The sequence below is a fragment of the Shewanella septentrionalis genome (genome assembly GCF_025370265.1).
Classification (GTDB): Bacteria; Pseudomonadota; Gammaproteobacteria; order Enterobacterales; family Shewanellaceae; genus Shewanella; species Shewanella hafniensis.
This window is the reverse complement of sequence record NZ_JAMTCC010000036.1, coordinates 20442-32441: the sequence shown is the minus strand read 5'-3', so window position 1 is coordinate 32441 and position 12000 is coordinate 20442. Positions and strand designations below refer to the sequence as shown.

The following is a 12000-nucleotide window of genomic DNA, read 5'->3' as shown; positions in this document are numbered from 1 at the left end:
CGGTAGTAATTGCTCAGTGGTAATAAATAGCTTAGTGGTAATAAAGAGTGTGGTGAAAACGCGCTTGGCTAAGTTAACTTAGCACTGATTCAATCGAGTGGCGTTGTTACAGAGCCGTGGCAGCGTAAATGTTAGGATTTGAAAAAAACAGATAAGCGTATTAGGGCTCAAGCTATAGGAAGTAATAACTTAGGCTCACCGTTTTTCCTGTGAGCCTATTTAGATGCGCTATGCGGTTGCTAGCTTGTTGAGTAAGTTAGGCCTTGAGTAAGTGCGACAGATCGCTGCCCACAGGGATAGGGATTTCTTGCTGTTCTCCGCAGAACAAATACGCCGGTTGGTCACCTAAGAGTGAGAGTTTGTCTCCCTGACGCCACAGGGCTGAGCCTTCAACTATGCCGACCACTGGGGTTAATGGGTCGACCTTAGTGAATTCTAATAACCGCTGGGCACGGGTTTCACCGTTGTGGCCCGGTGCTTGGTAATTGGAATAATGCGGATTGAGCTGGAACGGCACTAAGTTTAATGCCTTGAACGATGGCGGCTCGATGATGGGCATATCATTCGTGGTGCGAATGCTCAGTCCCGATACGTTAGAACCCGCACTCCAGCCGATATAAGGTTTGCCAAGGGCAACTTGTTCACCAATTAGCGTAACCAGATCATAGCGATATAGTTGGTGCAACAAATGAAAAGTGTTACCGCCGCCGATTAAAATCCCGTCGGCATCTTTTATCGCTTGTTGAGGATCGGGATGCTGATGAATGCCACTGATATCGAGTTCAAGCTCACTTAATCCTGTCACTACAGACGCTAAATAAGTGTCATAACTCATGCTGACGCCAGCATAGGGGATAAAAATCCATTTTTGCGCGTTGGTGGTAAGCGGTTTAATAAAAGGGATCGCGTGGGCAAGATAAGGTGTATCACCGACACGAGAGCTGCTCAGTAGTAGGGCATTGATTGTCATTTTGTATCCTGAAATCTCGGAGTGTGCAGGCATGTTAACAAAGATTAATCCCGATAAACATAGAGAAATAAAGCAGAATTGCGCTGTAGCGCCGATAGCCGCTAGATTTAAGTTTCGATTAATATAGTGACCCTAGACTCTCGAACCATGAAAGACAGTGCCTTTATACGAGAAAGATAACCTAATTTAAAAACTCTTTTCTTTTACCACTTGAATTTCGATGATTTGGACATATTATGTCTTTGAACAAAGTTAAATGGCACATTCTTGCCCTAAAGGAGCTGAAATGAAGCGTATATTTTTATTGATTGCGACTAACCTAGCTGTGTTGCTAGTAGCCTCAATTGTAATGTCTATTCTAGGCGTGAACACGTCTACTATGGGTGGACTGCTGGTGTTCGCTGCCATTTTTGGATTCGGTGGGGCCTTTATCAGCTTAGCCATTTCAAAATGGATGGCGAAAAAGACCATGGGTTGTGAAGTGATCACCACCCCACGTGACAGTACCGAACGTTGGTTAGTGGAGACGGTTGCCCGTCAAGCTAAGCAAGCGGGGATTAAAATGCCAGAAGTGGCGATTTATCAATCACCCGACATGAACGCGTTCGCTACAGGCCCAAGTAAAGACAACTCGTTAGTGGCTGTGAGTACGGGTCTGTTATATGGCATGAGCCAAGATGAAATCGAAGGCGTATTGGCCCACGAAGTGAGCCACGTTGCTAACGGTGACATGGTGACCTTGACACTGATCCAAGGTGTGGTGAACACCTTCGTGATCTTCGCGGCCCGTGTGGTTGCTGGCATTATTAACAACTTTGTGTCGAGCAATGATGAAGAAGGCGAAGGTTTAGGCATGTTTGCTTACATGGCCGTGGTTTTCGTGCTGGATATGCTATTCGGTATCTTGGCTTCAATCATCGTCGCTTACTTCTCACGTATTCGTGAGTACAAAGCCGATGAAGGCGCGGCCCGTTTAGCGGGTAAAGGCAAGATGATTGCTGCGCTTGAGCGTTTACGCCAAGGTCCAGAAAGCACGGCAATGCCTGCACAAATGTCTGCCTTTGGTATTAACGGCAAACGTTCAATGGCGGAAATGATGATGAGTCATCCTCCATTAGAAAAACGTATTGCAGCGTTAAGAGCAAGCTAATAAAGAGTGAGTTAGGTTTAAGTTTTAAGACTCACTTGAGATTAGATCTATGACTCTCAATATCGGGCTCAAACTTTGGTTTGAGCCCGATTTTTTTATGCCTGCAGCAAATTGTGTTGCGCGGTTGCCGCAAGGGCGCGATAGACCAGTGTCGTTTGCTTCGCCTTAATATTCCAATGCTGCCAAAAGAGTGGCACGCGCATGCGTCGCTCTGGCGTGAGCTCAATCAGTATCCCTTGATCGATTAACGGCTTAGCTTGCAGATGACCGACGAGTCCATAACCTAAGCTTAAGTTAATCGCTTCTAAAAAACTTTCTGAAGAGGGGATTGTATGTTGCCACCATTGCCCTGGCGTCATATTGAAATATTGGGCGAGAAACTTCTCGTGCAGCTTATCTTTGGTGGAGAACACCACTGCTGGCGCCTTTGCTAACTGGGCTTGGCTAATGCCGTAAAATGGCTGAGTGTCGCTCGGCTCACCAAAATAGCGCGCGGCAAATTCGGGCGTGGCCACACACAAATATTCCATCGTCCCTAAAAACTCACTGCTGCAACCCGCCATCGGCACTTCGGTTGTGGTGACGCAGCCGACCGCTTCACCGTTTTTCAATAGATGATGGGTGTAAGACTCGTCATCGACGATCAATTCCAATAACCAAGCGTGGCGACTGAACATGCCTGCCAGCGCAGGTAAAAACCAAGTGGCTAAACTGTCGGCATTCACAGCTATGCGCACTGTGGTTGGATGATTGGGATCGTCGGCGTCCATCTCGGCTCTTAATTCACTCTCAAGTAATTGCACCTGTGAATAGTGGCGCAGCAGACGTTTACCTGTGGGTGTCGCAACCACGGGATTGGAGCGAATAAGTAATGACTGACCGACTTTTTCCTCAAGCTGCCGAATGCGTTGCGATACCGCCGACTGGGTGATGTGTAGCACTTTGGCGGCGCGGTCGAAACCGCCTTCCGAGACGACAACGGCGAGGGCTTTGAGATTGGCGTATTCCAGCATAGTCATCCTTAATCGATGTGCATTTGATGGTTATTAATTTTACTTATGATACATAAAAAACATTAGTTATATTAATTTTGTTGTTTTGACTATGCTAGCGCCTTCTTCGAACATGAGAGGTGGTTATGCAAGCGGCATTTATACAAGGTATGGGAATTGGTGGCAGTTTGATTATTGCTGTGGGCGCGCAAAATGCCTTTGTGCTCAAGCAAGGCATTAAGCGTTCGTACACGTTACCGATTGCCTTGCTCTGCTCTATGATTGATGCGCTGATGATCACTGCGGGTGTGGCGGGGCTGGGGCACATTATTGAATCTTTCCCGACCATTAAGCATGTGGCGAGTTTCGGTGGCGCCGCGTTTCTACTCTGGTACGGTGCAAATGCGCTCAAGGCGTCGTTTGTGGCCAAGGGCATTGAGATGGAGCAGGCAGATAATGCCGATACCTTCAAAAAGGCCGTGTTGACTACGCTTGGGATCAGTCTGCTTAATCCGCATTTGTACCTCGACACAGTGGTGTTGCTCGGCAGTATCAGTACTCAATTTGATGATTTACATCGACCTTGGTTTGGCGCCGGTGCCGTGTTGGCATCGTTTATTTGGTTCTTCGGCTTAAGTTTTGGTGCGCGTTTGTTGGCGCCAATTTTTACTCGCCCAGCAGCATGGCGTTACCTTGACCGTTTTATATGGCTAACCATGTGGAGTATTGCCGCCGCGATTATTTGGCCCTATGTGGCAGGATAAACCGACGCTGAGATGCCATGACATGTGGGCATAGCTGAATGGTTTTGCGGATTTTTTGCTCGGTTAGACAGTATGTTGTGATATGAAAGTGAAAATTTTTCATGAAAAAGGTCCTGATTTCAGGACCTTTTCGTTATCGATTGTCGATTATTTATTCAGCCTACCGACATCAACTGACGACGTTTACACTTTACTGCCGATTAAAGCAGCAGCTTGACGTGTCTTATTAGTCGTCATATCAGCCATTAACCCGCGATTTGCGCGAGTACGACTTCATGGTGATCTTTGGTTTTAAACTTATCGAACACGTGGGCAATAGTGCCATCGGTATTGATAAGGAAGCTTAATCTGTGGATGCCATCATAGGTTTTACCCATGAATTTTTTCTCACCCCAGACCCCAAAAGCATCGGCGACACTGTGGTCTTCATCGCTCAGTAAAGTGAAGTTGAGTGCTTGTTTTTCAGCAAATTTGGCCAGCTTAGCCACAGGATCTGGGCTAATGCCAAATACCGTCACATTATGGCTATCGAGCGCGGCTTTGCTGTCACGTAGACCGCAGGCTTGCACTGTGCAACCCGGGGTTGCTGCTTTAGGGTAAAAGTACACTAAAACAGGACCTTGCTTGAGGCTGTCGGCCAGTGAAACTGACGTGCCATGTTGATCCTGCAGGGTAAATTGAGGCGCTTTTGCCCCAGCCGTTAAGGTATTCATCTATTATCCTCTGTCCTCTAAAATGGCTGTGCCTTCCATACGACGAATAGTGCAATCTAAGGTCATATCTTGGGCGAGTTGATAGATACTCTGTTCGAGCTTTTCTAGTTCAACTTTTTCAGGAATATTAATGGTCAGCGACACGTTTTGCGTCTGCTCACTGTCAGGTAATTCTTCGGAGAAAGAGCGCACTGCAGCCAGATCTAATGACCTGTCGGCAAGGAACTGGGTAATGCGTTTTATCGTGCCACGCTGGTCTTTACCCGTGAAGCGAACTTCGAGGCGAGAAAGGTAATTTTGTGGTGTGTGTTTAGAGGTACGTTTCATCACTGTCATCAGTTCTAACTCGACACAGAGACTGGGGAGCATGCTTTCAATTTTCGTTATTGATGCCCACGAGCCTGACAACATCATGATAAGGGTAAATTCGTTACCAAATAATGCCATACGGCTGTCGACGATATCGCAGTCACAGTCACTGGCAAGACGAGCTAGTTTACTTACGAGTCCAGGACGGTCGAGACCCATCGCTGTTACGACCAGGAAATTGGTCATGAATTTTCCTCACTTTTTCGATATCATAGAGCGAAAACTCAGGGTTGAAGCTGAGTTTTTGTGCGGGATGTAATGCTACCATAACTAATTCAATTTGAGAGCCCCGTTAATGCTTGTCATTAGTGGTTGGCATCAGTACCATAGCGAATCCTGAAATCTTGGGGAAAGTCAGATGATAAACGGAAGCATCGTAGCCTTAATCACGCCAATGAACAGTGATGGCTCAGTAGATTTTGCAAGTCTTGAAAGGTTAGTCGAATTCCATATTGACCAAGGCACAGATGCCATTGTGGCCGTTGGCACAACTGGCGAGTCAGCGACTCTGCCTATGTCTGAGCATGTAACGGTCGTTTCACAAACCGTTAAATTTGCTGCGGGCCGCGTTCCTGTCATTGGTGGCAATGGTGCCAATGCCACATCTGAAGCCGTTGAGCTCACCAAGTCCTTATCTAAGGTGGGTGTTGCCGCTATGCTTGGCGTAACGCCATATTATAATAAGCCAACTCCTAAGGGATTGATTGCGCATTATAAAGCCGTGGCTGCCAGCACAGATATTCCACAAATTCTTTATAATGTCCCTGGCCGTACTGCCGTTGATATGTTGCCAGAAACCGTTGCCGAGTTAGTCAACGTGAGCAACATTATTGGCGTAAAAGAAGCGACCGGTGACTTATCCCGTGTAAAACGTCTGCGCGAACTGTGCGGCGACGATTTCCTCTTGTATAGCGGCGATGATGCCACTGCCAGAGAGTTCTTACTCTTAGGCGGTAATGGTGTGATTTCAGTCGCTAACAACATAGTGCCACAAGCATTTAAAGCTATGTGTGATGCGGCGCTGGCGGGTAATGCTGAGCTTGCGCTGAGTATAGACACACCACTGCGCGATTTATACAGCACACTATTTTGTGAAGCCAATCCTATCCCAGTAAAATGGGCTGCCCATCGCATGGGTTTGATTGAATGTGGCCATATTCGTTTACCTTTGACTGAACTTTCTGAGCAATGTCATGGTCTGTTGATAGAAGCAATGACTCGTGCCCAGATAGAGGTTAAATAATTAATGTTAAAGAAAGTCACCCCACTGATCTTAGTTGCTGCCGTTGCAGCCTGTAGTTCGCCACTTGAACGTCGCCAAGCGAACGGTACTGAAGACTATGTTCAGGCTGAGCAAGCACCTTTGCTTAAGATCCCTGCCGGATTGAAAACACCGCCCTACAATAAAGAATTCGATGTGCCAGCATTAGGCCCTAAAGCCAATGCTTCACTCTATGGTAAAAGTTTAGATATCCGCCCGCCACTGCAAGTGCTGCCTATGGCTGAAGGTACTCACGTGGAAGAGGGCAGCGACAACATTAAAATCGTGGTCGAATCTATCGACAATTCGGTGGACTTAAAACAAGAAATCTTTACTAACTTAGACGGTTTCTTGGCCCAAAAAGGGATTGCCGTTCGTAGTCGTGATGTCGAAAAAGGCAGCATAGAAACCGATTGGATCGAAAGTCGCGAAGTGATCGAATCAAACATGTGGGGCTCAGATAAAGTTTATCTGCTGCGTCAACGCTATCGTTTTGATGTGGAAACACGCCCACATGGTCGTACTGCGAATATCGTTATTCACTTAGTTGAACACGAAGAGTTTTACGACGATAAAGCACAAAACGTGTTATTAAGCGGCGAAGATAAACAAAGATACACGATTGATATGCTGAACAGTGCTATTGCGTACATCAGCGTTAAACGTGACCAAGCGATTCAAGCGAATCGTTTGAAGCAAACCTTAGGTATCAATGTTGATTTAGTCACGCCAGAAGAAGGCAAAGCCTACTGGTCTGCTAAAGCCCCTTACAAACAAGTGTGGGATCGTCTGCGTATCGTGCTGCCGGAAATGGGCTTCGAAATTGCCGATATGGATAGCGCGAAAGGATTGTACTTTATCAAGTTTGACGATAACTCGGGTTTCTGGAGTTCATTGTGGGGCGACGATAAGTTAGCGCTCAAAGAAGGCAGCTACCGTTTACTGCTTGAAGATGGTGATACACCTGAAGACACTAAGATCTTCCTCCGCGATGCTGAAGATCAGCCATTAAGCGATGAAGTCGTTACCAATGTGTATCAGTCACTGTCAAACCTGATGAAAGAAGAACGCAAGCTGCGTTAATTTCAACAGTTGATGCGAAAAGGGCGAATTATCGCCCTTTTTTATTGGCTGCGATTTATGGATCGTGGTTTAGCTGAGATTAGAACAGGTTTTGACGATTATCTAAGCAAACGATGTTTTAGGATTTAATTGTCTCTATGTCAATATTTTTCGAGTGGTTTTAGTGTTAAGTTCTGTTTAATCTATTGTCTATGGTAAGAATCACTAATTAACCTTGTTATCGTACTGCATTCTGGTTGTTCTGCCACTGATATCGCCAAAGACACTTAATTACAGCTATTTTGCGCTATCAGCGTAATTTGTAAGAAAAAGTAAAACGTATTGATGCGATGATGTGAGTGAGTAAACTAGCCGTCATTAATGCGAGTCATCCCTTGGAAGCCCGATGAAAAAAATTATTCTAATAATCGCCCTATTGGCTGCGGCATGGTTTGGATATCAAGCCATGCAACCGCAAGAGATTGCCAAAGCGCAAGTTAATCTTATGCCCAACGTGGTGATTGCCACCGCCGCGATGGCACCTATTCGCGATGAAGTGGAAGCCATCGGCACCAACAAAGCCGCGGAATCAGTGACTATAACCCCTAAAGTCACCGACATAGTGACAGCACTTAAGTTTGATGATGGCGACATAGTCAAAAAGGGCGAGTTATTAGTCCAACTCCAAAATGCTGAGCAGATCGCTAAGGTTAAAGCCGCGCAAGTTAAAGTCAGTGATAATCAACGTGAATTCAACCGTATCAGTTCGTTAGTCACCAGCCGCACTGTGGCAGAGTTAGAACGCGACAGATTACAAACCCTTATCGATACCACCCGCGCAGAGCTTGAGCAGGCGCAAGCATCACTCAATGATCGCAGTATTCTGGCGCCTTTTAATGGCCGTTTAGGTTTACGCCAAATCAGTGTCGGCAGCCTAGTGTCGCCCAGCACTGCGATCACCACCTTGGATGATATCTCTAAGATTAAACTCGATTTTTCAGTGCCTGAGCGTTTTATTCAAGATTTAGCCCCAGGTAAGAAAGTTGAAGCCAAAGCCGTGGCCTTTCCTGATTTTACCTTCAAAGGCGTGGTGACATCGATTGATAGCCGCGTAAACCCAACGACGCGCACTGTGATTGTCCGTGCCGAAATCCCCAATCCTGAGCTGCGTTTATTACCGGGCATGTTGATGAAGGTCAAACTCATCAAACGTAGCCGTGAAGCCTTGATGTTGCCAGAATCTGCCATTATCCCAATCCAAAATGATCACTTTGTTTACAGCGTTAATGCCGACAATGTGATTGAGCGTAAACAAGTCACTATCGGGATTCGTACCCGTGGTTGGGTCGAGATCTTAGACGGTTTAGCTTTGGGTGAAAACGTGGTGATCCGTGGCTTATTAAAAGTCCATCCTGGGGATAAAGTGCAAACAGAGTTCGCGGAAAAGTTTAGTTATCTTGCGGATACGAGCGCGGAGCCAAGTGTATGATCCTGACTGATCTCTCGGTAAAACGTCCCGTATTTGCCTCAGTGATCAGCTTGCTGCTGGTCGCCTTCGGGCTTGTCTCCTTTGATAAATTGCCCCTGCGTGAATACCCAAACATAGATCCGCCCGTGGTGTCTATCGACACTAACTACCGCGGCGCCAGTGCCGCCGTGGTGGAAAGCCGCATTACCCAATTGATTGAAGACAGGATCAGCGGCGTCGAAGGCATTCGGCACGTGAGCTCATCGAGCAGCGATGGCCGTTCATCCGTCACCTTAGAGTTTGATATTAGCCGTAATATTGAAGATGCGGCTAACGATGTGCGCGACCGTATTTCTGGCTTACTCGACAATTTACCCGAGGAAGCCGATCCCCCAGAAGTGCAAAAAGCCAATGGCGGCGATGAAGTGATCATGTGGCTCAATTTGGTGTCGGATCAAATGACGACCCTCGAATTGACCGATTACACTAACCGTTATTTAGCCGACCGCTTTTCTGTGGTCGATGGTGTGGCGCGGATGCGTATCGGTGGCGGTAAAGTGTATGCGATGCGGATATGGCTAGACAGACAAGCCTTGGCATCGCGCAGTTTAACGGTTGCTGATGTAGAGGCTGCGCTTAGAGCCGAGAACGTCGAGTTACCCGCAGGTTCGATTGAATCTAAGGAGCGGCACTTTACGGTGAGGCTCGAGCGGGGTTATCGCACCGCCGAAGATTTCGCGAACTTAGTGATCACCCAAGGGGAAGACGGTTACTTAGTTAAATTGGGTGATGTCGCGCGGGTGGAAATTGGCTCTGAAGAAGAGCGGATTATGTTCCGTGGTAACAAAGAGGCGATGATAGGGCTAGGCGTGTCTAAGCAGTCAACCGCCAATACCTTGGAAGTGGCGCGCGCGGTGAATGCGCTGGTTGATAAAATTAACCCAACCTTGCCAGCGGGCATGTCCATTAAGCGCAGCTACGATAGCTCAGTGTTCATCGAAGCCTCGATTAAAGAAGTGTACCAAACCCTGTTCACTGCGATGGTCTTAGTGATTATCGTGATTTATCTGTTCCTTGGCAGTGTGCGCGCCATGTTGATCCCCGCGATCACTGTGCCTGTATCCTTGCTCGGCACCTTTATTGTGCTGTATGCGCTTGGCTATACCATTAACCTCTTGACCTTGTTGGCGATGATCCTCGCCATCGGCATGGTGGTGGACGATGCGATTGTGATGCTGGAAAACATCCATAGACGTATCGAAGAAGGGGACTCACCGCTCAAAGCCGCTTTTCTCGGTGCGCGTGAAGTGGCCTTTGCGGTCATCGCCACCACCTTAGTCTTGGTAGCGGTGTTTATGCCAATCACTTTCCTTGAAGGCGACTTAGGTAAACTATTCAAAGAGTTTGCTGTGACCATGAGTGCGGCAGTGCTGTTCTCTAGCTTAGTCGCTTTGACGCTCACACCTATGATGTGTTCTAAGTTGCTCAAGCCTAGCTCGCAGGATTCTTGGTTGGTGCGTAAGGTTGACGGCATCATGACCAAAGTGTCAAACCGTTATCAATTATCGTTAAAGTCTGCCATGGCCCACCCGTTATTGATGTCGATTTTGGTGTTGATAGCCTTGGGCTCAAGTGCCTATTTAGCTCAAAAAGTGCCGCAGGAATTTGCACCGCAGGAAGACCGAGGCTCGTTATTCTTGATGGTCAACGGACCGCAAGGCGCGAGTTACGAATACATAGAATCCTACATGAATGAAGTGGAAAACCGCTTGATGCCGCTGGTTGACACGGGTGATATTAAACGTCTGCTCATTCGTGCCCCCCGTGGTTTTGGCCGCGCTGCGGATTTCTCTAATGGTATGGCCATCGTCGTGCTGGAAGATTGGGGCAAACGTCGCCCCGTTAAAGAAGTGATTGCAGACATTAACAAACGGCTTGCCGATCTTGCTGGGGTGCAAGCGTTTCCTGTGATGCGCCAAGCTTTTGGCCGTGGCGTCGGTAAACCCGTGCAGTTTGTGATTGGCGGCCCAAGCTACGAAGAGCTGGCCCGCTGGCGCGATATTATGATGCAAAAGGCGGCACAGAATCCTAAATTACTCGGTTTAGATCACGACTATAAAGAGACTAAGCCGCAGCTTCGCGTCGTCATCGACAGAGACAGAGCGGCGAGCCTTGGGGTATCGATTTCAAATATTGGTCGTACGTTGGAATCCATGTTGGGCTCACGCTTAGTCACGACCTTTATGCGTGACGGTGAAGAATACGATGTGATCATTGAAGGCGAGCGCGGTAATCAAAATACCGCAGCGGATCTGCAAAACATCTATGTACGTTCCGAGCGCACTCAAGAACTTATCCCGCTGTCGAACTTAGTGACGGTGGAAGAGTTTGCCGACGCCAGTTCGCTTAACCGTTACAACCGTATGCGCGCGATCACCATAGAAGCCAGTTTAGAAGATGGTTATAGCCTAGGTGAAGCCCTTGATTATATGAATCAATTGGCGCGTGCTTATTTACCTGCAGAAGCGGTCATCAGCTACAAGGGCCAATCCCTCGATTATCAAGAGTCGGGTAGCTCTATGTACTTCGTGTTCTTGCTCGCGCTGGGGATTGTGTTCCTCGTGCTCGCGGCGCAGTTCGAGAGTTACATTCATCCTATGGTGATCATGCTGACTGTACCGCTGGCGACCGTGGGCGCGTTAATTGGTTTGTGGCTCACGGGGCAGAGTCTTAATATTTACAGTCAGATAGGTATTATTATGCTGGTCGGATTGGCGGCGAAAAACGGCATCTTGATTGTCGAGTTTGCTAACCAATTGCGGGATAAAGGCGTTGACTTTGACAAGGCGATTATCCAAGCCTCAGCGCAGCGTTTACGACCTATTCTCATGACAGGCATCACTACCGCCGCTGGCGCTGTGCCTTTGGTTATGGCCGCAGGCGCGGGCGCTGAAACCCGTTTTGTGATTGGTGTAGTGGTGTTGTCGGGGATTTTACTGGCAACCCTATTCACTATCTTCGTGATCCCCGCCGCTTATGGACTCTTTGCCCGTAACAGCGGATCGCCCGAAGCCATAGCCCAACAGTTAGAAAAAGAATTAGCCGAAGACTAACGCCTCGCGTAGGCTGATGTTGAAAGCACACGAAAGTCCACATATAGGCGCTTGGTATTCATCAAGCGCCTTATTTTTCGCCATTCGAACCTCGTTTTAGCCCTTGCCCTTGAAAAGCAAATTTGGAGCCCCATTTAA

The 12000-nt window shown here is 47.6% G+C and carries 10 protein-coding genes; 6 read left to right on the top strand and 4 right to left on the bottom strand.

The features are described from left to right. Positions 1–256: 256 nt before the first annotated feature. Positions 257–970 carry a dipeptidase PepE gene (pepE, locus tag NE536_RS18025; RefSeq protein ID WP_012587434.1) on the bottom strand — a complete coding sequence of 238 codons (714 nt, stop codon included), beginning with the start codon at positions 968–970 and terminating at the stop codon, positions 257–259. Between the two features lie 286 nt (positions 971–1256). On the opposite strand from pepE, the gene htpX reads away from it, so the two are divergent. Then, the gene (htpX, locus tag NE536_RS18020; RefSeq protein ID WP_006082065.1) at positions 1257–2120 is read left to right on the top strand and encodes a protease HtpX; all 864 of its coding nucleotides are present in this window, start codon (positions 1257–1259) and stop codon (positions 2118–2120) included. 95 nt (positions 2121–2215) lie between these two features. Here htpX and NE536_RS18015 read toward each other — a convergent pair whose 3' ends face one another. Further along, positions 2216–3133 carry a LysR family transcriptional regulator ArgP gene (locus NE536_RS18015; RefSeq protein ID WP_261273540.1) on the bottom strand — a complete coding sequence of 306 codons (918 nt, stop codon included), beginning with the start codon at positions 3131–3133 and terminating at the stop codon, positions 2216–2218. A 125-nt stretch (positions 3134–3258) separates the two neighbouring features. Between NE536_RS18015 and NE536_RS18010 the strand changes: the two genes are divergently transcribed. Continuing rightward, entirely contained in the window at positions 3259–3876 is a 618-nt protein-coding gene (locus NE536_RS18010) for a LysE/ArgO family amino acid transporter (protein ID WP_006082063.1), read from the top strand. Positions 3877–4121: 245 nt separating this feature from the next. Here the strand turns inward: NE536_RS18010 and bcp are convergent, their stop codons facing one another. Both bcp and NE536_RS18000 read right to left on the bottom strand, forming a co-directional pair. Then, positions 4122–4589 (bottom strand): thioredoxin-dependent thiol peroxidase, encoded by a 468-nt coding sequence (bcp, locus tag NE536_RS18005; protein WP_006086208.1) that lies wholly within the window; start codon positions 4587–4589, stop codon positions 4122–4124. A gap of 3 nt (positions 4590–4592) precedes the next feature. Beyond that, a complete protein-coding gene (locus tag NE536_RS18000; RefSeq protein WP_006082061.1) occupies positions 4593–5144 on the bottom strand; it encodes a glycine cleavage system transcriptional repressor in 552 nt (183 codons plus the stop codon). A 172-nt stretch (positions 5145–5316) separates the two neighbouring features. On the opposite strand from NE536_RS18000, the gene dapA reads away from it, so the two are divergent. From dapA to NE536_RS17980, 4 genes are all read left to right on the top strand, one after another. Then, the gene (gene dapA, locus NE536_RS17995) at positions 5317–6201 is read left to right on the top strand and encodes a 4-hydroxy-tetrahydrodipicolinate synthase (RefSeq protein WP_261273539.1); all 885 of its coding nucleotides are present in this window, start codon (positions 5317–5319) and stop codon (positions 6199–6201) included. Positions 6202–6204: 3 nt separating this feature from the next. Next, positions 6205–7302: an outer membrane protein assembly factor BamC gene (gene bamC / locus NE536_RS17990; RefSeq protein ID WP_220590492.1), complete on the top strand. Its 1098-nt coding sequence runs from the start codon at positions 6205–6207 to the stop codon at positions 7300–7302. A 385-nt stretch (positions 7303–7687) separates the two neighbouring features. After that, positions 7688–8770 (top strand): efflux RND transporter periplasmic adaptor subunit, encoded by a 1083-nt coding sequence (locus tag NE536_RS17985; RefSeq protein ID WP_261273538.1) that lies wholly within the window; start codon positions 7688–7690, stop codon positions 8768–8770. Then, positions 8767–11862 carry an efflux RND transporter permease subunit gene (locus NE536_RS17980; protein WP_261273537.1) on the top strand — a complete coding sequence of 1032 codons (3096 nt, stop codon included), beginning with the start codon at positions 8767–8769 and terminating at the stop codon, positions 11860–11862. The genes NE536_RS17985 and NE536_RS17980 overlap by 4 nt, the downstream gene beginning before the upstream one ends. Positions 11863–12000 lie beyond the last annotated feature (138 nt).

Coding starts and splice junctions, on each gene's coding strand:
- pepE (WP_012587434.1), bottom strand. CDS start 970: ATGACAATCAATGCCCTACTACTGAGCAGCTCTCGTGTCGGTGATACA.
- htpX (WP_006082065.1), top strand. CDS start 1,257: ATGAAGCGTATATTTTTATTGATTGCGACTAACCTAGCTGTGTTGCTA.
- NE536_RS18015 (WP_261273540.1), bottom strand. CDS start 3,133: ATGCTGGAATACGCCAATCTCAAAGCCCTCGCCGTTGTCGTCTCGGAA.
- NE536_RS18010 (WP_006082063.1), top strand. CDS start 3,259: ATGCAAGCGGCATTTATACAAGGTATGGGAATTGGTGGCAGTTTGATT.
- bcp (WP_006086208.1), bottom strand. CDS start 4,589: ATGAATACCTTAACGGCTGGGGCAAAAGCGCCTCAATTTACCCTGCAG.
- NE536_RS18000 (WP_006082061.1), bottom strand. CDS start 5,144: ATGACCAATTTCCTGGTCGTAACAGCGATGGGTCTCGACCGTCCTGGA.
- dapA (WP_261273539.1), top strand. CDS start 5,317: ATGATAAACGGAAGCATCGTAGCCTTAATCACGCCAATGAACAGTGAT.
- bamC (WP_220590492.1), top strand. CDS start 6,205: ATGTTAAAGAAAGTCACCCCACTGATCTTAGTTGCTGCCGTTGCAGCC.
- NE536_RS17985 (WP_261273538.1), top strand. CDS start 7,688: ATGAAAAAAATTATTCTAATAATCGCCCTATTGGCTGCGGCATGGTTT.
- NE536_RS17980 (WP_261273537.1), top strand. CDS start 8,767: ATGATCCTGACTGATCTCTCGGTAAAACGTCCCGTATTTGCCTCAGTG.